Raw genomic sequence first — 21042 nt, forward strand, 5'->3', positions numbered from 1 at the left:
CCTACGGGAGGCGTCCCCTTCGTTTCGTCCAGAAGTACTTCTGGGCCAGGAGCGTCAGCGTTCCCGCCAGGACGATTCCCCCCAGGTTCACCAGGAGCTGGACGCTCGAGCCCAGGGTCTGGTTCGTGTCGCCGTAGGCCAGGGCCGCCGCCGCGTTGGCGGCGGCCGGGACCGTCGTCACCGAGATCGCGACGCCCACCAGCGCGCCCGACTTGGCGGAGGTCAGGGACAGGGTGCCGGCGATGCCGGCCAGGACCGCCACGATGAGCGAGAAGGCGTCGGGCGCGTACACGAAGGCGGTGTTGGGGCGTTCGCCCTCCAGATCCGACCGGTGGAACAGCCCGATCGTGTCCATGAACAGGCTGAAGCCGACCGTCACCGCCATCGCCACCGCGAAACCCACCAGCAGGGCGATCAGCGAGCGCCAGGCCAGGCGCGGATGCCGCCGGACCAGGGCCGTGCAGAGGCCGGCCAGCGGGCCGAACTCCGGGCCCACCGCCATCGCGCCGACGATCAGGATCGCGTTGTCCAGCACCACACCGCAGGCGGCGATCATCGTGGCCAGGGTGATGAAGGCCACATAGGTGACCGACAGCGTCGACTCCTCGTGGGTGGCCTCGGTCAGGCCCTCCCACAGGACCGCGTCCGCGCCCTCTCCCGGTGCCTCCGCCTCGGCCTTGTCGGCGCGCCGGGACAGGGAGAGGCCGATGTCGTCGACGGCGATCGAACCGGTCTCGTCCAGACCCAGGTGACGCAGACCGCTGATGAGTTCGTCGCCCGCCTCGCGGGCCACGTCGCACAGGACGAGGTCGCCGGCGGGGTCGCGGGCGGCGCCGGGCAGGACGACGAGGTGGGTGGTGCCGACCGTCTTCTCGATCAGTCGGACCACCTCGTCGGTCCGTTCCGCCGGTGTGATCAGGCGCAGATGCAGCATGGCGCCCATCTAACAGGGGCGGCTAGAGCTTGCGCAGCCTCAGGCGCTGGACCTTGTGGTCCGGGCCCTTGCGGAGGATGAGGGTGGCCCGGCCGCGGGTGGGGGCGATGTTCTCCACCAGGTTGGGCTTGTTGATGGTGCGCCAGAGGGTGCGGGCGTAGTCGAGGGCCTCCTCCTCGGAGACCTGGGTGTACTTCCTGAAGTACGAGTCCGGGTTCTGGAAGGCGGTCTGGCGCAGCTTCTTGAACCGGTTGAGGTACCAGCGCTCGATGTCCTCGGCGCTCGCGTCGACGTAGACGCTGAAGTCGAAGTAGTCGGCGAGACCGACCCGGGTGCGGCCGTCCTTGCCGGGCAGGGCGGGCTGGAGGACGTTCAGGCCCTCCACGATCAGGATGTCCGGGCGGCGGACGGTGAGCCGCTGGTCCGGGACGATGTCGTAGATCAGGTGGGAGTAGACGGGTGCCGTGACCTCGCCCTTGCCGGCCTTGATGTCGGCGACGAAACGGGTGAGGGCCCGGCGGTCGTAGGACTCGGGGAATCCTTTCCGCGACATCAGGCCGCGGGCCTCCAGCTCCCGGGTGGCCAGCAGGAAGCCGTCCGTGGTGACCAGTTCCACCCGCGGGTGCTCGGGCCAGCGGGAGAGCAGGGCCTGCAGGAGGCGGGCGACCGTGGACTTGCCGACGGCGACGGAGCCGGCGACGCCTATCACGAACGGGGTGCCGGACTGGGAGCCCTTCTCCCCGAGGAAGGTGTTCAGCGCGCCTCTGAGGCCGTCGGTGGCGCCGACGTAGAGGTTGAGGAGCCGGGAGAGCGGGAGGTAGATGTCCCGCACCTCGTCCAGGTCGATGACGTCACCGAGACCGCGGAGCTTCTCCACCTCCTCGGCGGTGAGCGGCAGCGGCGTCTTGTCGCGCAGCGCGCTCCACTCGGCGCGGGTGAGGTCGACGTAGGGAGTCGCCTCCGGCCTGTGCCGGTGGGCGCTCCGGGGCATCGAGGAGACCGGTGAGATCACAGTCCATTGTTAACGGAGTTTGAACGGCGCGGCGGGTGGGGTCCGTCACGCCGGATCCATCGCGGTGGTCGTGGCCGGCGGGCTGCGTGCGACGGTGGGAATTTCCGATTTCGGGCAGGCGGAGGCCGTTTCTGATCGCTGTCCGCCCGTAGGCTGCCGCCCATGTGCGGAATCGTGGGATACGTAGGGTCACAGTCGGCGCTCGATGTCGTGATGGCCGGACTGAAGCGGCTGGAGTACCGGGGGTACGACTCGGCCGGTGTCGCCGTGCCGGCGGACGGCGGGCTGGCCGCGGCGAAGCGGGCCGGGAAGCTGGTCAACCTGGAGAAGGAGCTGGTCGACCGGCCGCTGCCGACCGGTTCGACCGGCATCGGGCACACCCGCTGGGCCACCCACGGCGGTCCCACGGACGCCAACGCGCACCCGCACCTGGACAACGCGGGCCGGGTCGCGGTGGTCCACAACGGCATCATCGAGAACTTCGCGGTGCTGCGCGCGGAACTGGCCGAGCGGGGCCATGAGCTGAACTCCGAGACGGACACCGAGGTCGTCGCCCATCTGCTGGCCGAGGAGTTCTCCTCCTGCGCGGACCTCGCGGAGGCCATGCGGCTGGTGTGCCGGCGGCTGGAGGGCGCGTTCACGCTGGTCGCGGTGCACGCCGACGAGCCGGACGTGGTGGTCGGCGCCCGCCGCAACTCGCCGCTGGTGGTGGGCGTCGGCGAGGGCGAGGCGTTCCTGGCCTCCGACGTCGCCGCGTTCATCGCCCACACCCGGTCGGCGATCGAGCTGGGCCAGGACCAGGTGGTGGAGCTGCGCCGGGACGGCGTCACGGTGACGGGCTTCGACGGCCGCCCGGCCGAGGTCCGCTCCTACCACGTGGACTGGGACGCCTCCGCCGCCGAGAAGGGCGGCTACGACTACTTCATGCTCAAGGAGATCGCCGAACAGCCCAAGGCGGTCGCCGACACCCTGCTCGGCCGGATCGACCCGTCCGGCTCGCTCACCCTGGACGAGGTGCGGATCAGCCCCTCCGAGCTGCGCGAGATCGACAAGGTCGTCATCGTCGCCTGCGGTACGGCCTTCCACGCCGGCCTGATCGCCAAGTACGCCATCGAGCACTGGACGCGGATCCCGTGCGAGGTGGAGCTGGCCAGCGAGTTCCGTTACCGGGACCCGATCCTGGACGGGCGGTCGCTGGTGATCGCCATCTCCCAGTCCGGCGAGACCATGGACACCCTGATGGCGCTGCGGCACGCCCGCGAGCAGGGCTCCAAGGTGCTGGCGATCTGCAACACCAACGGCTCGACGATCCCCCGCGAGTCGGACGCGGTGCTGTACACGCACGCCGGCCCCGAGGTCGCCGTCGCCTCCACCAAGGCGTTCCTCACCCAGCTGGTCGCCTGCTACCTCGTCGCCCTGTACCTGGGCCAGGTGCGCGGCACCAAGTGGGGCGACGAGATCCAGGCCGTGATCAAGGACCTGTCCCGGATCTCCGAGGAGGTCGAGCGGGTCCTGGAGACGATGGAGCCGGTACGGGCGCTGGCGCGCACCCTGGCCTCGAAGAACACGGTGCTGTTCCTCGGCCGGCACGTCGGCTACCCGGTCGCCCTCGAAGGCGCGCTCAAGCTGAAGGAACTGGCGTACATGCACGCCGAGGGCTTCGCCGCGGGCGAGCTGAAGCACGGCCCGATCGCGCTGATCGAGGAGGACGTGCCGGTGGTCGTCGTCGTACCGTCCCCGCGCGGCCGGTCGGTCCTCCACGACAAGCTCGTGTCCAACATCCAGGAGATCCGGGCGCGGGGCGCGCGCACCATCGTGATCGCGGAGGAGGGCGACGAGACGGTGGTCCCGTACGCCGACCACCTGATCCGCATCCCGGCCACGCCGACCCTGCTCCAGCCGCTGGTGGCCACGGTGCCGCTGCAGGTCTTCGCGTGCGAGCTGGCCACCGCCCGGGGGAACGAGGTGGACCAGCCCCGGAACCTCGCCAAGTCGGTCACGGTGGAGTGAGGAAAAGGGGTCAGTGGACGGAGAAGCCGCCGTCCACGAAGACCGACTGGCCCGTGACGTAGGCGGAGGCGCGGCTCGCCAGGAACACCGCCGCGCCTTCGAAGTCCTCGGCGAGGCCGTTGCGGCCGGTCATCGTGCGGGCGGCCAGGGCGGCCACCTTCTGCGGGTCGGAGGACAGCCGCTGGTTCAGCGGGGTCATCACGAAACCCGGCACCAGGGTGTTGACGGTGACGCCGTACGGTGACCAGGCCTCGGCCTGGGAGCGGGCCAGGGACTCCAGCGCGCCCTTGGAGACGCCGTAGGCGCCGCTCTGCACGAAGGCGCGGTGGGCCTGCTGGGAGGTGATGTGGATGATCCGCCCGAAGCCCCGCTCGGCCATGCCGGGCCCGAACCGCCGGCCCAGCAGGAAGGGCGCCTCCAGGTTCACCGCCATCGTGGTGTCCCACACGTCCTCGTCCAACTCCGCCATCGGCGGCCGGAGGTTGACGCCGGCGGAGTTGACGAGGATGTCGGGTTCCCCGAAGACGGCCGCGGCCTCCTCGGCCGCCGCGCGCACCCCGTCCCGCGACCCCAGGTCACCGCTGACCCAGGCCGCCCGGCAGCCGGCGCCCGTCAACTCCTCCACGGTGGCCGCCAGCTCCTTCGGCCGCCGCGCCACGATCACCACCCGCGCCCCGGCCCGGGCCAGCGCCCCCGCGACGGCCCGCCCGATACCGGAACTGCCCCCGGTCACCAGGGCGACCCGGCCGTCCAGGGAGAAGAGGCCGGAGAGATAGGCGTGTGATGAGTTCATGCCGGAAGCGTAGAGCGGTCTGCTTGGATGGGGGCATGCCGGACTGGTCGCCCCTCGATGACGCGTACGGTGCCGCGGCGGACGTGCCCGCGCTGCTCGACCGTTTCGCCGCCGATCCGGCGGGTGTCTGGACGGAACTGACGGACCGGCTCTGCCCGATGCTCGACACCGCCTTCCCGGAGAGCTACGCGGCACTGCCCCGCCTCGCCCGGATCGCCGCCGCCCGGCCGCCGCAGGAGCGGCACTGGGTGCTGTCCGCGGCCGGGCCGATCGTGCGGTGCGCCCACCGGTCGGCCGAGCGGGCCCACGAGGTCTACGCGGCCGATATCGCCGAGCTGGCACGGCTCACCGAGGAGTGCCTCGGGCTGCCGCTCGGCATGGAGGAGTACGCCGGACTGCTGCACGACGCGCTGGCGTTCCACGGTGTGGCGGTCCGGGACGGGCTTCTGGAACAGCTGGCGGAGGGCGAGTGCGAGGTCGCGTGCCCGTACTGCGGAGTGGACCTGTTCCTCGTCCTCGGCGACGACGGCTTCTTCTCCTGCGCCGACGACCACGCGCGCGAAGAGGCCGAACGGACGCCGCTGCGGCCGGCGGACACCGCCCGGCTGGGGGGATGGCGGGCGCGGCTGCACGCGCGGGCGCTCGCCGACGGTCAGCCCGTGTTCGCCGAGCGGCTGTCGTACCTGTTCGGGCAGGTGGAGTGCGGCGACTGCGGGACCGTGTTCACGGTCGAGGAGCAGGTGGCCGACGTGGTGTCGCCGGGGCCTGGTTCTCCGGGGTCGTAGGGTGCTCGGCATGAGCATCATCGGGGTGGGCATCGACGTCGCCGAGATCGACCGGTTCCGGGCGTCCCTGGAGCGGACGCCGGGGCTGGCCGACCGGTTGTTCGTGGCGCGGGAGCTGCTGCTGCCCAGCGGGGAGCGGCGCGGTATCGCCTCGCTCGCGGCCCGGTTCGCCGCCAAGGAGGCGCTGGCGAAGGCGCTGGGCGCGCCGCCGGGGCTGCAGTGGACCGATGCCGAGGTGTACGTGGAGGACAGCGGGCAGCCGCGGCTGCGGGTGAAGGGGACCGTGGCCGCGAAGGCCGCGGAACTGGGCGTGCGGTCCTGGCACGTGTCGCTCAGTCATGACGCGGGCGTCGCCTCGGCCGTGGTGGTCGCCGAGGGCTGACCGGACCGGGGCCCGGGTGTGGACGGCGGGGGTTCCGGGGCAGACTCGACCGCATGCGTACTGCGTACAGCGTGGAGACGGTAAGGGCGGCCGAGCGGGCGTTGATGGCACGGCTGCCGGAGGGCGCGCTGATGCAGCGGGCCGCCGCCGGGCTGGCCGCCGCCTGCGCCGAACTGCTCGGGCGGGTGTACGGCAGCCGGGTGGTGCTGCTCGTCGGCAGCGGCGACAACGGCGGGGACGCCCTGTACGCGGGGGCCCGGCTGGCCCGGCGCGGCGCGGGCGTGACGGCGGTCCTGCTGACGCCCGAACGAGCCCACGGCGGGGGGCTCGCCGCCCTGCGCCGGGCGGGCGGTGCCGTCGCCACGGCGGACTCCGGCTCCGTCGAGGACCTGGTCCTGCGGGCCGACCTGGTCGTGGACGGCATCGTCGGAATCGGGGGCAAGGGCGGGCTGCGGCCGGACGCCGAGCGGCTCGCCGGGGTGGTCGCGCGGTCCCGGGCCGCCGTGGTGGCCGTGGACCTGCCCAGCGGCGTCGACGCGGACACCGGGGAGGTGCGGGGGGCCGCGCTCCGGGCCGACCTGACCGTCACCTTCGGCACGTACAAGCCGGGGCTGCTGGTGGATCCCGCGCGGGAGTACGCCGGGGTGGTGCGGCTCGTCGACATCGGTCTCGAACCGCCGCCCGCCGACGCCGTACTGGAGGCCCTGCAACACGCCGATGTGGCCCGGCTGTTGCCGGTGCCGACGGGGGAGAGCGACAAGTACCGGCGCGGGGTCGTCGGGATCGCCGCCGGGTCGGCCCGCTATCCCGGGGCGGCCGTCCTCGCCGTCTCGGGGGCACTGCGGGGCGGCGCCGGGGCCGTACGGTACGTCGGGCCGGCCGGGAACGCGGTCATCGCCCGCTTCCCGGAGACCCTCGTCTCCGACGCCGGGCCCGCCAGGGCCGGGCGGGTGCAGGCCTGGGTGGTCGGACCCGGGGCCGGGGACGACGCGGTGACCGTGGCCGAGGTGCTGGAGGCGGACGTACCGGTGCTGCTGGACGCGGACGGGCTGCGGCTGGCCGAACGGGACGCGGTACGGCGGCGTACGGCGCCGACCCTGATGACTCCGCACGCCGGGGAGGCCGCCGCGTTGCTCGGGGTGCGGCGGGAGGAGGTCGAGGAGGCGCGGCTGGCCGCGGTGCGGGAGCTGGCGGCGGTGTACCGGGCGACGGTGCTGCTCAAGGGCTCGACCACGCTGGTCGCCGACTCCGGGGGCGGACCGGTACGGGTGAACGCCACGGGGACGGCGTGGCTGGCCACGGCCGGGAGCGGGGACGTGCTGTCCGGGCTGGCGGGGTCCCTGCTGGCGGCGGGGCTGGCGGCGGCGGACGCGGGGAGCGTGGCGGCGTACCTGCACGGCCTGGCGGGGCGATTCGCGGCGGAGGGGGCGCCGACGGGGGCGCATGACGTGGCGTCACGCATTCCGGAGGCGTGGCGGGACGTACGGGGCTGAGCGGGGGTGGGCGGGCCCGTCACCGGACCGACCCGGCCTCCCCGCAGTGGCGGCTGCGGCTCTGAGAGACTGGGGGCGCGATGAGTGAGACAGCTGCTGTGCCGACCGCCGCCCTGCGCGCCCGCGCCGAGATCGATCTGGGTGCCCTGCGCGCCAATGTGCGGGCCCTGCGCGCCCGGGCCGAGGGCGCCGCCGTGATGGCCGTCGTCAAGTCCGACGGATACGGCCACGGCGCGGTGCCGTGTGCCCGCGAGGCCCTCGCGGCGGGCGCGAGCTGGCTCGGCACGGCCACGGCCGAGGAGGCCCTCGCGCTGCGCGCGGCCGGGCTGCCCGGCCGCATCCTGTGCTGGCTGTGGGTGCCGGGCGGGCCGTGGCGGCAGGCGATCGAGGCCGACATCGACGTCTCGCTGAGCGGCATGTGGGCCCTGCGGGAGGTCGTGGAGGCCGCCCGGGCGGCGGGCCGCCCCGCGCGCGTGCAGCTCAAGGCCGACACCGGCCTCGGCCGCAACGGCTGCCAGCCCGGCGAGGACTGGGCCGAACTCGTCGCCGCGGCGCTGCGCGCGGAGGCCGAGGGGCTGGTCCGGATCACCGGACTGTGGTCGCACTTCGCGTGCGCCGACGAGCCGGGGCACCCGTCCATCGCCGCCCAGCTCGCCCGGTTCCGGGAGATGACGGCGTACGCCGAGGAGCGGGGCGTACGGCCCGAGGTGCGGCACATCGCCAACTCGCCGGCCACCCTCACCCTGCCCGAGACCCACTTCGACCTGGTCCGCACGGGCATCGCCATGTACGGCGTCTCGCCCAGCCCGGAGCTGGGCACCCCGGCGGACTTCGGGCTGCGCCCGGTGATGACGCTCAGCGCCTCGCTGGCCCTCGTCAAGCGCACCCCGGGCGGCCACGGCGTCAGCTACGGCCATCACTACGTCACCCCCGGCGAGACCACCCTCGGCCTGGTGCCGGTCGGCTACGCGGACGGCATCCCGCGGCACGCCTCGGGCACCGGCCCGGTGCTGGTCGACGGCAAGTGGCGGACCATCGCCGGGCGGGTCGCCATGGACCAGTTCGTGGTGGACCTGGGCGGCGACGAGCCCCAGGTGGGCAGCGAGGCCGTGCTGTTCGGACCCGGCGACCGGGGCGAGCCCACCGCCGAGGACTGGGCGCAGGCCTGCGGGACGATCGCGTACGAGATCGTCACACGCATCGGAACGCGCGTTCCCCGCGTCTATGTGAACGGGCAAGAAGTCGGGTAACCCGTTCGGGAGCGGCAAGCCGGATCACCGGCGGCCCGTGACGGACCAGCACACCGGCACCATCCGTTTCACCCACACCGGGCGAACTGCAGTACGGCGAAGAGGAGCGGTACGTGAGCGAGAGCAGCGCGGAGGCCGTGGCGGACGTCGTCGCCTCGGCGGCCGCCGCCTCCGCCGCGGGGGCGGCCGGGAGCTGGCGCAGGGCGACCGGCATCGCCGGTGCCGCGATAGGCGTGCTCGCCGCGGGAGCGGCGGCCGGTGTCGCCATCGAGCGGATGACGGTGGGCCGCGGCATGCGCCGCAAGGCCCGGCTGGCGCTGGACTCGGCGGGCCCGTACGGCACCCTGCGCGGCACCCCCGGCAAGGCCTACGCCGACGACGGCACCGAGCTGTACTACGAGGTCGACGAGGCCGAGCCCGACCGCGGCCCGAACGTCTCCCCGCGCCGGCGCCGGCTCTTCGGCCGCAAGGCGCCCGCCCCGGTCACCGTCGTCTTCTGCCACGGCTACTGCCTCAGCCAGGACTCCTGGCACTTCCAGCGGGCGGCCCTGCGCGGGGTGGTGCGGACCGTGCACTGGGACCAGCGCAGCCACGGGCGGTCCGGGCGGGGCGCGGCCCAGACCCGGGACCGGGTGCCCGTCACCATCGACCAGCTCGGCCGCGATCTGAAGGCGGTGCTCGACGCCGCCGTACCGGACGGGCCGGTGGTGCTGGTCGGTCACTCGATGGGCGGAATGACGGTGATGGCCCTCGCCGCGCAGTACCCCGAGCTGATCCGGGACCGGGTCGTCGCCACCGCCCTCGTGGGGACCTCCTCCGGGCGGCTCGGCGAGGTCAACTTCGGGCTTCCGGTGGCCGGCGTCAACGCGGTGCGCCGGATCCTCCCCGGCGTGCTGAAGGCGCTCGGGCAGCAGGCGGAGCTGGTGGAGAAGGGGCGCCGGGCCACCGCCGACCTGTTCGCCGGGATCATCAAGCGGTACTCGTTCGCCGGGCGGGACGTCGACCCGGCCGTGGAACGCTTCGCCGAGCGGATGATCGAGTCCACGCCGATCGACGTGGTCGCCGAGTTCTACCCGGCCTTCACCGACCACGACAAGACCGAGGCGCTCGCCTGCTTCCGGGACATACCGGTACTCGTGCTGGCCGGCGTCCAGGACCTGGTCACGCCCAGCGAGCACAGCGAGGCCATCGCCGACCTGCTGCCCGACGCCGAGCTGGTGCTCGTGCCGGACGCCGGGCACCTGGTGATGCTGGAGCACCCGGAAGTGGTCACCGACCGCCTCGCCGACCTGCTCACCCGCGCGGGTGCGGTGCCCGCAGGAGCTACCGTAAGTGGCTATGGAAGCACCAGCAGCACCGCACAACCCCGCTGAGACCCAGCTGACCGTCACCTCCCCGGAACAGATGCGGGAGCTGGGCCGCCGCCTCGCCAAACTGCTGCGCGCGGGCGACCTCGTGATGCTCAGCGGAGAGCTGGGCGCGGGCAAGACCACGCTGACCCGCGGGCTCGGCGAGGGCCTCGGCGTGCGCGGCGCGGTCACCTCGCCGACCTTCGTGATCGCCCGGGTGCACCCGTCCCTCGGCGACGGCCCGCCCCTGGTGCACGTCGACGCCTACCGGCTCTCCGGCGGCCTGGACGAGATGGAGGACCTGGACCTCGACGTCTCGCTGCCCGACTCGGTGATCGTCGTGGAGTGGGGCGAGGGCAAGGTGGAGGAGCTGACCGAGGACCGCCTCCAGGTCGTCATCCACCGCGCGGTCGGCGACACCACGGACGAGGTACGGCACGTGACCGTCACCGGGCTGGGGGAGCGCTGGTCCGAGGCGGGTCTGGAGACCCTGGCCGGCTGACGGCGTGTCCCCCTAGCGGATGACGATCACCCGCACCCCGATCGTCGCGAACCTCCACATCGCGTCCCCGTCCGCCCGCGTCTCCCGGATCCCCCCGGTCTTCACGCCCGCGTCGGCCGCCGTGCCCCACCCGCCGTCCACCGCCGCGCTGAACCCGATGGTCACCCCGTCCACGCTGGTGAACCGGACCACGTGCTCGATGGGGATGCCGTCGGTGCCGGTCGCCGCGTTGGAGCGGGACGTCACCCAGTACGTGCCGGCCGGCGGGTCGACGCTGCCCGGCCGCACCCGGAAGGTGCGCTGCACCCGGTTGCCGGGGGCGACCAGCCAGACCCGGTCGTCGTCCACCGAGTACACGACCCGTTCACCCGTTCCGGAGCCGTTCGGCAGGGCGGCCGGGTTGTGGCGGTCCCGCGGTGCCTTCGAGGGGGCCGTCGCGTGCGCCGCCGGCCCCGCGCCCAGGTTCGCCGGGACCGTCGCCTGGGCCCGGTAGGCGAGGAAACCGACCGTTCCCAGAGCCGCCGCGGTGAGGCCGGCCACGATCCCCGAGCTGGTCCCTGCCACCTGCGCCCACCTCTGCTTCGTGCGATATGTCGTACTTCGTACCGACCGTAGCAGTCGGTGACCGTCCGCCCCGGACGGCGATGCGCGAGCCGCGGGCGCCGTAGGCTGTTCGCGTGCTCTTGCTCGCTCTGGATACCGCAACACCCGCCGTCACCGTCGCGCTGCACGACGGCACGGACGTCATCGCCTCGTCGAGCCAGGTGGACGCGCGCCGGCACGGAGAGCTGCTGCTGCCGGCCGTCGACCGGGTCCTCACCGAGGCCGGACTGAAGCTGGAGGCGGTCACCGGCATCGTCGTCGGCACCGGGCCCGGCCCCTACACCGGCCTGCGCGTCGGCCTGATGACCGCCGACACCTTCGGCCTCGCCCTCGGCGTCCCGGTGTACGGCGTATGCACGCTGGACGGCCTCGCCTACGCCGCCGACATCGAGAAGGGCCCCTTCGTCGTGGCGACCGACGCCCGCCGCAAGGAGGTCTACTGGGCGACGTACGCCGACTCCCGGACCCGGCTGACCGGCCCGGCCGTCGACCGCCCGGCCGACATCGCCGAGCGGGTCGCGGGCCTCCCGGCGGTCGGCGCCGGCGCGCTGCTCTACCCGGACACGTTCCCGAGCGCCCACGAGCCCGAGCACGTGTCCGCCGCCGCCCTCGCCTCGCTCGCCGCGCAGAAGCTCGCCGCCGGCGAGGAACTCCCGGCGCCCCGGCCGCTGTACCTGCGCCGGCCGGACGCCCAGGTCCCCAAGAACTACAAGGTGGTCACCCCCAAGTGACACAGCCGGAACCCCCCCGACTGCGCGAGATGCGCTGGTGGGACATCGACCCGGTCCTGGAGCTGGAACGGGACCTGTTCCCCGAGGACGCCTGGTCCCGGGGCATGTTCTGGTCCGAGCTGGCCCACTCCCGGGGCACCGGGGCCACCCGGTGCTATCTCGTCGCCGAGTCCGCCGACGGCCGGATCGTCGGGTACGCGGGCCTGGCCGCCGCCGGTGAGCTGGCCGACGTCCAGACCATCGCGGTCGCCCGCGACCACCAGGGCACCGGCCTCGGTGCCCGGATGCTGACCGAGCTGCTGCGGGCGGCGACCGCGTTCGAGTGCCACGAGGTGATGCTCGAATGCCGGGTCGACAACCTGCCCGCCCAGAAGCTCTACGAGCGTTTCGGCTTCGTCCCCATCGGCTTCCGGCGCGGCTACTACCAGCCGGGCAATGTGGACGCCCTGGTGATGCGCCTGACCACGGAACCCGGCAGCGGCACCGCCGCGGGTTCCGCCTCAGTACAAGGAACCGATATCAATGACTGACGAACCTCTCGTCCTCGGCATCGAGACCTCCTGCGACGAGACCGGCGTCGGCATCGTCCGCGGCACCACCCTGCTGGCGGACGCCGTCGCCTCCAGCGTGGACGAGCACGCCCGCTTCGGCGGTGTCGTACCGGAGGTGGCCTCCCGGGCGCACCTGGAGGCGATGGTCCCGACCATCGACCGCGCGCTGAAGGAGGCGGGGATCAGCGCCAAGGACCTGGACGGCATCGCGGTCACCGCCGGCCCCGGCCTCGCGGGCGCCCTCCTCGTCGGCGTGTCGGCCGCCAAGGCGTACGCCTACGCCCTCGGCAAGCCCCTGTACGGCGTCAACCACCTCGCCTCCCACATCTGCGTGGACCAGCTGGAGCACGGCCCGCTGCCCGAGCCGACCATGGCCCTGCTGGTCTCCGGCGGCCACTCCTCGCTGCTGCTGTCGGCGGACATCACCTCCGACGTCCGCCCGATGGGCTCGACCATCGACGACGCGGCCGGCGAGGCCTTCGACAAGATCGCCCGCGTGCTGAACCTGGGCTTCCCCGGCGGCCCGGTCATCGACCGGTACGCGCGCGAGGGCGACCCGGAGGCCATCGCCTTCCCGCGCGGCCTGACCGGCCCGCGCGACCCGGCGTACGACTTCTCCTTCTCCGGCCTCAAGACCGCCGTGGCCCGCTGGATCGAGGCCAGGCGCGCGGCCGGCGAGGAGGTCCCGGTGCGCGATGTGGCCGCCTCCTTCCAGGAGGCCGTGGTCGACGTGCTGACCCGCAAGGCCGTGCGCGCCTGCAAGGACGAGGGCGTGGACCACCTGATGATCGGCGGCGGTGTCGCGGCCAACTCCCGGCTGCGCGCCCTGGCCCAGGAGCGCTGCGAGGCCGCCGGCATCCGCCTGCGCGTGCCCCGCCCCAAGCTGTGCACGGACAACGGCGCGATGGTGGCCGCGCTCGGCGCCGAGATGGTCGCCCGCAACCGGGCCGCCTCCAGCTGGGACCTGTCGGCCGACTCCTCCCTGCCGGTGACCGACCCGCACGTCCCCGGCCACGACCACGTGCACGAGGTCAGCAAGGAGAACCTCTACTCATGACGGTCGCCCTGATGTGGGAGGCCCGGGCGGCCGAGGGGCGGGGAGCGGAACTGCTCGCCTGGGTCCGCGAACAGCGCCTCACCGCCGAGCCGTTGCGCCGGGAGACCCTCCGTGCGCCGCAGGACCGCGTGCTGGTCATCACCTGGTGGGACGCACCCTACGACGCCGCGCTGCCCGAACTCCCCGAGCCGGACGCCGACTTGGTGACCCGGTCCGTGCACCGCTGGCGGTTCGAGACGGTCGCCGACGGCTGAGGTTGAGGTGACCGGCCGGACTGGGCTATGATCATCACACAGCGAACGGCCGGAACACCGGCTCGGACGCAGTGCGTTGGTGGTCCAAGGAAAGACGCCCCGCTTCCTGCGGGGAGATGCAGGTGCAAGGCCTGCCCGGCGCTCCACTCGACACCCCGCCCCCGGGATTCCGGAGGCGGGGTGTCGGCGTTCTACGGCAGCACCTCGCAGCGCAGCCGCCGTTCGGCCCCCACCAGCCGGGCCGGGCCGGTCAGCCGGAGTCGTGACCGGTGGTGTGTCTCCGTGCTCGACGGGCCCAGGCGCAGTTCCAGTTCACCGGGTTCCACCACCCGGGCTCCCGTGCGGTCGGGGAAGGACGACAGGTCGGCGTGGAAGCGGAAGGTGAGGCGGCGGGCGGCGCCCGGGGCCAGGTCCAGCCGCTGGTAGCCGATCAGACGGACGTCCGGGCGGGTCACCGAGGCCACCGGGTCGTGCAGGTAGAGCTGGACGACCTCGGTGCCCGCGCGGTCGCCGGTGTTGCGGACCGTGAGCGAGAGGTCGTAGGAGCCGTCCGTGGTGATCTCGGCCGCGGTGCCCGCGAAGTCCTCCCAGGCGAACGTCGTGTACGAGCGGCCGTGGCCGAACGGGTACAGCGGGGTCGGGTCCAGGCTGCTGACCTCACCGGCCAGGCCCAGCGGGGGCTGGAGGTAGGTCCAGGGCTGGCCGCCGGGCAGGCGCGGGACGCTCACCGGGAGCCGGCCGGAGGGGTTCACCCGGCCGGACAGGACGCCCGCGACCGCGGGTCCGCCCTCCTCGCCGGGGAAGAAGGCCTGCACCACCGCGCCGAGCCGGCCGTGCCAGCGGCCCAGGGCGTACGGGCGGCCGGTGAGCAGCACGAGGACCACCGGGACGCCCGTGGCCACCAGGGCGTCCAGCAGGTCGGCCTGGACGCCCGGGAGCCGCAGGTCCGTCGCGTCGCAGCCCTCGCCCGAGGTGCCGCGGCCGAACAGGCCCGCGCGGTCGCCGAGCACCGCCACGCACACGTCGGCCTCCGCCGCCCGGGCCACCGCCTCCGCGAAGCCGGCGGTGTCCGGGTCCGAGACCCCGCAGCCCTCCGCGAAGGTCACCTTGGCGTCCGGGAGTTCGGCGCGCAGGGCGTCCAGCACGGTGGGGATCTCGATGCCCAGCGGGATCTCGGGGTGGTGGGTGAGGACGTGGGAGGGGAAGGAGTAGCAGCCGAGCATGGCGAGGGCGTCCGCCGCGCGGGGGCCGACGACCGCGATCCGGGTGTCGGGGGCCAGCGGGAGCAGCCCGTCGGGGTTGTCCAGCAGCACCACCGACTCCTCCGCCAGCCGTCCGGCGAGGGTCCGGTTCTCCGCCGAGTCCAGGTCGAGCGGGCCCTCCGGCTCCGGCCGCCAGTCCTCGTCCAGCAGGCCCAGCTCGCACTTCTGGAGCAGGACGCGGCGGGCCGCGCGGTCCACCAGCGTCTCGGGGACGCGACCCTCCCGTACGGCCGCGACCAGGGGCTTGCCGTAGCAGTTGACGGTCGGCAGCTCCACGTCGATGCCCGCGGCCAGCGCCAGATGCGCCGCCTCCGCCTCGTCCGCCGCGACCCGGTGCAGGCTCCGCAGGAAGCCGATGCCGAAGTAGTCGGCGACCACCGTGCCGGTGAACCCCCAATCCTCGCGCAGCAGGTCGGTCAGCAGCCGCGGGTCGGCGGAGGCGGGCACGCCGTCGGTCTCCGTGTAGGCCGCCATCACCGAGCGGGCGCCGCCCTCGCGCAGCGCCATCTCGAACGGCGGCAGGGTGACGTCGGCGAACTCCCGTACACCCGCCCGTACCGGGGCCAGGTTCCGGGCGCCGGCTGAGGACGCGTACCCGGCGAAGTGCTTGAGCGTGGCGACGACACCGGCCGACTCCAGGCCGCGTACGTAGGCCGTGGCGATGGTGCCGACCAGGTACGGGTCCTCGCCGATCGTCTCCTCGACCCGCCCCCAGCGCGGGTCGCGGACCACGTCCAGGACGGGGGCGAGGCCCTGGTGGACGCCGGCCGCGCGCAGGTCCCGGCCGATGCGCCGGCCCACCCGCTCCACCAGCTCCGGGTCGAAGGAGGCGCCCCAGGCGAGCGGCACCGGGTAGGCGGTCGCCCGCCAGGCGGTGAAGCCGGCCAGGCACTCCTCGTGGGCGACCGCCGGGATGCCGAAGCGGTTCGCGGCGGCGATCCGGCGCTGCGCCCGGGCCAGCGCCCGCGCGCCGACGTCCGGATCCACGGGGGCGGTGCCGAAGGAGCGGGTCAGCTGGCCGAGGCCGTGGGTGATCAGCTCGTCCCAGTCGTACTCGGCGGTCATCTCGCGCTGCAGCGGGGCGACCCCGTCGCCGTCCGTGGCGGCGCCCACCCACACGCCGTACAGCTGGGCGGCCTTCTCCTCCAGGGTCATCCGGGACAGCAGGTCGGCCACACGGGCGTCGGCGGGCAGGGCGGGGTCACGCCAAGGAGCGGTGGTCATGGAACTCCCGTTTCGACTCTGCTACGCAAGCTACGACTGCGAATGTTTCGCTTCATATACCGAATGTTCCGGGAACCTATGGCGCGCGCGGACCTTCGTCAAGAGGTCCGGCGGGGATACGATCGCGGGCATGAAGCCTTCGAAGCCCACAGAAACGCAGACGGCGACCCTCGCCGAGATCGCCCGTGAGGCCGGCGTCTCCGCTCCGACTGTTTCGAAGGTCCTCAACGGCCGCGCCGACGTCGCCCCCGCGACCCGCACCCGCGTCGAGGAGCTGCTGCGCGCCTACGGCTACCGGCGCCGCCGCGCCGAGGCCTCCCGCTCGCCCCTGATCGACCTGGTCTTCCACGAGCTGGAGAGCGCCTGGGCGCTGGAGGTCATCCGGGGCGTGGAGAACGTCGCCCGGGACGCCGGTCTGAGCGTGGTCCTGTCCGAGTCGGCCGGCCGGCTCACCCCCGGCCGGACCTGGGCCGACCAGGTCGCCGCCCGCCGCCCGCACGGCGTGGTGCTGGTGCTGTCCGGGCTCGACGAGTCCCAGCGGGCGCTGCTGACCAGCCGCTCCATCCCGTTCGTGGTGATGGACCCGGCCGGCGACCCGGGCCCGGACGTGCCGTCCATCGGCGCCACCAACTGGCAGGGCGGACTCGCCGCCACCCGCCACCTGGTGGAGCTGGGGCACACCCGGATCGGCGCGATCAGCGGCCCGTCCCGGATGATGTGCAGCCGGGCCCGGGTCGACGGCTACCGGGCCGCCCTGGAGACGGCCGGACTGCCGGCCGACCCCTCGCTCGTCGTGGCCGGCGACTTCCACCACGAGGCCGGCTACCGCCTGGGCCTGGAGCTGCTGCGCCGCCCGGACCGGCCCACCGCCGTCTTCGCGGGCAACGACCTGCAGGCGCTCGGCCTGTACGAGGCCGCCCGTGAACTGGGCCTGCGCATCCCGGAGGACCTCAGCGTGGTCGGCTTCGACGATCTGCCGGTGGCCCGCTGGGTGGGCCCGCCGCTGACGACCGTACGGCAGCCGCTCACCGAGATGGCCGAGGCCGCGGCCCGGCTGGTGCTGGAGCTGGCGCGCGCGCAGGAGGAGCGGGCGGCCACCCGGGTGGAGCTGGCGACGAGCCTGGTGGTGCGGTCGAGTACGGCGGCGCCCGCGGTGGCCGGAAGTTGACGTATTGACGGGCGGGGGGTGCACCCCACACTCCTCCGAAGTCAATCGGCTGTTCGACCGAAACTTTCGGAGGCCCCCGGCGACATCATCGGCACGCGGCCACACCCTGGTCTGGCACAGCCAGAACCCGAGCTGGCTGACGAACGGCAGCTGGACCTCCGCCCAAGCTGAGCAGCCTGCTGCACGACCACATCGACACCGAGGTCGGCCGCTACAAGGGCAGGATCGCCGCCTGGGACGTCGTCAACGAACCCTTCGACGAGGACGGCACCCACCGCTCCACCCTCTGGTACGACGGCCTCGGCTCCGGCTACATCGCCAGCGCCCTGACCTGGGCGCACGCGGCCGACCCGGACGCCAAGCTGTACATCAACGACTGCAACGTGGAGGGCGTGAACGCCTAGTCCACCGCCCTCTACAACCTCGTCAAGTCCCTGAAGCGGCAGGGCGTCCCGATCGACGGCGTCGGCCTCCAGGCCCACCTGATCCTCGGCCAGGTCCCCTCGACGCTCCAGCAGAACATCCAGCGCTTCGCCGACCTCGGCGTGGACGTCGCGATCACCGAACTGGACGTGCGGATGCAGCTGCCGGCCGACAGCGGGAAACTCGCCCAGCAGGCGGCCGACTTCAAGTCCGTGGTCGCCGCGTGCGTGGCCGTGTCCCGGTGCGTCAACGTCACGGTGTGGGGCTTCACCGACTCCGACTCCTGGGTGCCGGGCACCTTCCCGGGCTACGGGGCGGCGACACCGTACGACGAGAACTACCAGCCGAAACCGGCGTACTACGGCATCGCGGAGGCGCTCGGAGGCAGCACGACGACACCCCCGCCGACCGGCGCCCGCACCGCCGCCTACAGCGTGAGCAGCCAGTGGAACACCGGGTTCACCGGCCAGGTGAAGATCTCCTGCTCCGGTGCCTCGCTGTCCTCCTGGAAGGTGAACTGGACCTTCGGCGCGGGCCAGCAGGTCACCCAGGCCTGGAACGCCGCCTGCACCCAGTCGGGCGCGGCCGTCACCTGCACGAACGCCTCGTACAACGGATCGGTGCCGGACGGCGGTTCGGTGACCTTCGGGTTCAACGGCTCCTGGAGCGGCAGCGATCCGGTGCCCACGGTGACGCTGGGCTGAACCGGAAGATGAGAATTTCCGAAGAAAACCGACTCGGACCGCTTCCGCTAACAGTCCCCTAATAATTCGGACTTACGTTCCTGCCGTGACGCGACACGAGGAGCAAGGCGACGCGGGCAGACGGGCGGGCCGGCGGCCGAGAGCGCTGAAGGCCGCCGGTCTCACCCTGGCGGGTGCCCTGGTACTGGGCGTGGCGGCGGCGGGCTGGGCCTACTGGCACCTCAACCGCAACATCACCAGCGTCGACATCAACAGCGCACTCGGCGACGACCGTCCGGCCCGGGCCGTCACCACCCCTTCCGCCAGCGCCTCCCCGCTGCCCACCGGCTCCCTGAACCTCCTGGTCCTCGGCTCGGACTCGCGCAGCGGCAAGGCCAACCAGGAACTCGGCGGCGGCGACAGCGGCGGGGCCCGGTCCGACACCGCGATGGTCGTGCACATCGACGCGGGCCGCACGAAGGCCACCGTCGTCAGCATCCCCCGCGACACCCTCGTCACCCGCCCGTCCTGCCCGCTCTCCTCCGGCGGCAGCACCGCACCGGCGTACGGCGCCATGTTCAACAGCGCCTACGCGGTGGGCGGCCCGGTCTGCGCGGTGAAGACCGTCGAGTCGCTCACCGGCGTCCGCATGGACCACTACCTCGAAATCGACTTCTCCGGCTTCGCCGAGCTGGTCGACGCGCTCGGCGGGGTCGACGTCACCACCGGCCAGGACATCGACGACGACAAGAGCCGGCTGCACCTCGAGGCCGGCACCCACCACCTCGACGGCACTCAGGCCCTGGCCCTCGCCCGCACCCGGCACGGCATAGGCGACGGCAGCGACCTGGGCCGCATAGGACTCCAGCAGACGCTGGTCAAAGCCCTGCTGAAGCGGCTCTCCGGCGCCGGCCTGCTCACCGACCCGGCCAAGCTGTACGAGGTCGCCGACGCCGTCACCACGGGCCTCACCACCGACACCGGCCTGGACTCCCTGAACGAGCTGATGAGCCTCGGCCGCAGCCTGAAGGACCTCGACCCCGACCGGGTGCGGACGGTGACCATGCCGGTCGTCACCGCACCCTCCGACCCCAACCGGGTCGTCGCCGACGAACCGGCGGCGGGCGAACTGTGGGCCTCCCTGCGCTGAGCCGTACAACCTTCCCTGTGTCCCATGGGTCTGCTGCGATGACCGAACAGCTGTACACCAGGGGGTTTTCCGTTGTTCCGCTCGCGTTCGCACGCCCGTTGGGCGCTTCCGCTGACCTTGGGCCTGACCACCCTCGGCCTCGCCGCCCCGGCCGTGTCCGCCGCCCCGCCGAAGAGCACCACGGTCCATGACGACTTCAACGGCGACGGCTACGCCGACCTCGCGATCGGCGCCCCGAACGCCACGGTCGGCGGCCAGGCCAAGGCCGGTTACGTCACCGTCCTCTACGGCGGCCCGCACGGCCTGTCCGCCGGGCACCGCGCGACCATCAGCCGGGCCACCGCCGGCGTCCCCGGCAACCCCCTCAAGGGGGAGCACTTCGGCCTGCAGATCGCCAAGGGCGACCTGGACGGCGACGGCTACGCGGACCTCGTCACCCGCGGCACCGTCGTCTGGGGCGGGCCGCGCGGACTGTCCGGGGGCACCGCGATCCCCGGCAACAACCACCAGACCGGGGACTTCGACGGCGACGGACGCCTCGACCTCGCCGTGATCCAGGGCGGCTTCGGCCTGGGCGACGACCCGGCCGGCAGCACCGCCGAGATATGGAAGGGCCCGATCAAGCGCACCGGCACCCCGGCCGCGCGCACCCCGCTCGACCCCGAGCACCTCCAGTACGTCGACATCCACGACGGCGACACCGGAGACATCAACGGCGACGGCCGCACCGACCTGGTGCTGACCGGCTACTGCGGCGACGGGAACAACTGCAGTCAGCTGTACCTGAGCGGCCCCGCCGGCCTCTCCCGCGTCACCGACCTCTACCGCGGCGGCGACGGCGCGGCGGCCATCGGCGACTTCAACGGCGACGGCCACGGCGACCTCGTGACCGGGTTCCAGGACGACGACTCGGTCTGGGTGATGTACGGCAGCGCGTCCGGGCTGAGCGCCGAGTCCACCTGGAAGCGGTTCACGCAGGACACGCCGGGCGTCCCCGGCAGCCGCGAGTCGGGCGACATGTTCGGCCAGGCGGTCGCCGCCGGCGACATCACCGGCGACGGCATCGACGACCTCGCGGTCGGCGTGCCCGGTGAGAACGGCGAGGGCGTGGTCGACGTGCTGCGCGGCAGCCGCTCCGGGCTGACCGGCGCCGGCGCCCAGGCGTTCGGGCAGAACACCAAGGGGGTCCCCGGCACCGCCGAGCAGTCCGACTCCTTCGGCTACGTCGTCCGGCTGCTCGACGTCAACGGCAACGGCCACGCCGACCTGGCCGCCTCCGCCCCCGGCGAGGACGGCGGCAACGGCGCGGTCTGGGTGCTGCGCGGACGCCCGTCCGGCCTGGTCACGGACGCGGCGGCGGTGTTCGGCGGGAAGACGGTCGGGGCGCCGTACCAGAAGGCGTCGTTCGGCTTCGAGCTGAAGTAGG

19 protein-coding genes and 1 pseudogene are annotated in these 21042 nt (G+C 73.3%); 15 read left to right on the forward strand and 5 right to left on the reverse strand.

Features of this window, described 5'->3' with window-relative positions; genetic code table 11:
* Nucleotide 1: 1 nt before the first annotated feature.
* Together ACZ4U1_RS22375 and coaA are read right to left on the reverse strand one after the other, a co-directional pair.
* Complete coding sequence (locus ACZ4U1_RS22375; RefSeq protein WP_467905404.1) at nt 2–934, reverse strand: DUF389 domain-containing protein; 933 nt, start codon at nt 932–934, stop codon at nt 2–4.
* A gap of 22 nt (nt 935–956) precedes the next feature.
* Entirely contained in the window at nt 957–1925 is a 969-nt protein-coding gene (gene coaA, locus ACZ4U1_RS22380; protein WP_467905710.1) for a type I pantothenate kinase, read from the reverse strand.
* A gap of 183 nt (nt 1926–2108) precedes the next feature.
* Between coaA and glmS the strand changes: the two genes are divergently transcribed.
* Nucleotides 2109–3956, forward strand: a complete 1848-nt coding sequence (gene glmS / locus ACZ4U1_RS22385) for a glutamine--fructose-6-phosphate transaminase (isomerizing) (RefSeq protein ID WP_467905405.1) — start codon at nt 2109–2111, stop codon at nt 3954–3956.
* A 10-nt stretch (nt 3957–3966) separates the two neighbouring features.
* Here the strand turns inward: glmS and ACZ4U1_RS22390 are convergent, their stop codons facing one another.
* Nucleotides 3967–4749, reverse strand: a complete 783-nt coding sequence (locus ACZ4U1_RS22390) for an SDR family NAD(P)-dependent oxidoreductase (RefSeq protein ID WP_467905407.1) — start codon at nt 4747–4749, stop codon at nt 3967–3969.
* 35 nt (nt 4750–4784) lie between these two features.
* On the opposite strand from ACZ4U1_RS22390, the gene ACZ4U1_RS22395 reads away from it, so the two are divergent.
* The 6 genes from ACZ4U1_RS22395 (at nt 4785) to tsaE (ending at nt 10510) form a co-directional block, all read left to right on the forward strand.
* Nucleotides 4785–5534 (forward strand): hypothetical protein, encoded by a 750-nt coding sequence (locus ACZ4U1_RS22395; RefSeq protein ID WP_467905408.1) that lies wholly within the window; start codon nt 4785–4787, stop codon nt 5532–5534.
* A 10-nt stretch (nt 5535–5544) separates the two neighbouring features.
* Nucleotides 5545–5916: a holo-ACP synthase gene (locus ACZ4U1_RS22400; RefSeq protein ID WP_388321668.1), complete on the forward strand. Its 372-nt coding sequence runs from the start codon at nt 5545–5547 to the stop codon at nt 5914–5916.
* Nucleotides 5917–5969: 53 nt separating this feature from the next.
* Nucleotides 5970–7409, forward strand: coding sequence for an NAD(P)H-hydrate dehydratase (locus ACZ4U1_RS22405; protein WP_467905409.1), 1440 nt, complete (start codon nt 5970–5972; stop codon nt 7407–7409).
* Nucleotides 7410–7489: 80 nt separating this feature from the next.
* Complete coding sequence (alr, locus tag ACZ4U1_RS22410) at nt 7490–8659, forward strand: alanine racemase (protein WP_467905410.1); 1170 nt, start codon at nt 7490–7492, stop codon at nt 8657–8659.
* A gap of 113 nt (nt 8660–8772) precedes the next feature.
* Nucleotides 8773–10032: an alpha/beta fold hydrolase gene (locus tag ACZ4U1_RS22415; RefSeq protein ID WP_467905412.1), complete on the forward strand. Its 1260-nt coding sequence runs from the start codon at nt 8773–8775 to the stop codon at nt 10030–10032.
* Nucleotides 9998–10510: a tRNA (adenosine(37)-N6)-threonylcarbamoyltransferase complex ATPase subunit type 1 TsaE gene (tsaE, locus tag ACZ4U1_RS22420; protein ID WP_467905413.1), complete on the forward strand. Its 513-nt coding sequence runs from the start codon at nt 9998–10000 to the stop codon at nt 10508–10510. The genes ACZ4U1_RS22415 and tsaE overlap by 35 nt, the downstream gene beginning before the upstream one ends.
* Before the next feature lie 12 nt (nt 10511–10522).
* Here tsaE and ACZ4U1_RS22425 read toward each other — a convergent pair whose 3' ends face one another.
* The gene (locus tag ACZ4U1_RS22425) at nt 10523–11074 is read right to left on the reverse strand and encodes a hypothetical protein (protein ID WP_467905414.1); all 552 of its coding nucleotides are present in this window, start codon (nt 11072–11074) and stop codon (nt 10523–10525) included.
* 113 nt (nt 11075–11187) lie between these two features.
* Here ACZ4U1_RS22425 and tsaB point away from each other — a divergent pair, with 113 nt between their 5' ends.
* The 4 genes from tsaB to ACZ4U1_RS22445 are packed head-to-tail and all read left to right on the forward strand — an operon-like array spanning nt 11188 to nt 13706.
* Complete coding sequence (tsaB, locus tag ACZ4U1_RS22430) at nt 11188–11844, forward strand: tRNA (adenosine(37)-N6)-threonylcarbamoyltransferase complex dimerization subunit type 1 TsaB (RefSeq protein ID WP_467905415.1); 657 nt, start codon at nt 11188–11190, stop codon at nt 11842–11844.
* Nucleotides 11845–11873: 29 nt separating this feature from the next.
* The gene (rimI, locus tag ACZ4U1_RS22435) at nt 11874–12374 is read left to right on the forward strand and encodes a ribosomal protein S18-alanine N-acetyltransferase (RefSeq protein WP_467905712.1); all 501 of its coding nucleotides are present in this window, start codon (nt 11874–11876) and stop codon (nt 12372–12374) included.
* Complete coding sequence (gene tsaD, locus ACZ4U1_RS22440; protein WP_467905417.1) at nt 12367–13452, forward strand: tRNA (adenosine(37)-N6)-threonylcarbamoyltransferase complex transferase subunit TsaD; 1086 nt, start codon at nt 12367–12369, stop codon at nt 13450–13452. The genes rimI and tsaD overlap by 8 nt, the downstream gene beginning before the upstream one ends.
* The gene (locus ACZ4U1_RS22445) at nt 13449–13706 is read left to right on the forward strand and encodes a hypothetical protein (protein WP_467905418.1); all 258 of its coding nucleotides are present in this window, start codon (nt 13449–13451) and stop codon (nt 13704–13706) included. Before tsaD ends, ACZ4U1_RS22445 begins: the two co-directional genes overlap by 4 nt.
* 191 nt (nt 13707–13897) lie before the next feature.
* Here the strand turns inward: ACZ4U1_RS22445 and ACZ4U1_RS22450 are convergent, their stop codons facing one another.
* A complete protein-coding gene (locus tag ACZ4U1_RS22450) occupies nt 13898–16192 on the reverse strand; it encodes a beta-xylosidase/alpha-l-arabinosidase (protein ID WP_467905419.1) in 2295 nt (764 codons plus the stop codon).
* 130 nt (nt 16193–16322) lie between these two features.
* Between ACZ4U1_RS22450 and ACZ4U1_RS22455 the strand changes: the two genes are divergently transcribed.
* The 4 genes and pseudogenes from ACZ4U1_RS22455 to ACZ4U1_RS22470 all read left to right on the forward strand — a co-directional run bounded on the left by ACZ4U1_RS22455 (nt 16323) and on the right by ACZ4U1_RS22470 (nt 21041).
* Entirely contained in the window at nt 16323–17360 is a 1038-nt protein-coding gene (locus tag ACZ4U1_RS22455) for a LacI family DNA-binding transcriptional regulator (RefSeq protein ID WP_467905420.1), read from the forward strand.
* Nucleotides 17361–17454: 94 nt separating this feature from the next.
* Nucleotides 17455–18487: pseudogene (locus ACZ4U1_RS22460) on the forward strand (glycoside hydrolase family 10 protein); the annotation flags it as partial.
* Between the two features lie 85 nt (nt 18488–18572).
* Entirely contained in the window at nt 18573–19616 is a 1044-nt protein-coding gene (locus ACZ4U1_RS22465) for an LCP family protein (protein ID WP_467905421.1), read from the forward strand.
* A 72-nt stretch (nt 19617–19688) separates the two neighbouring features.
* Nucleotides 19689–21041 (forward strand): FG-GAP-like repeat-containing protein, encoded by a 1353-nt coding sequence (locus ACZ4U1_RS22470; protein ID WP_467905422.1) that lies wholly within the window; start codon nt 19689–19691, stop codon nt 21039–21041.
* Nucleotide 21042: the final 1 nt, after the last annotated feature.

This window comes from Streptomyces sp. NPDC028928 (assembly GCF_055564915.1).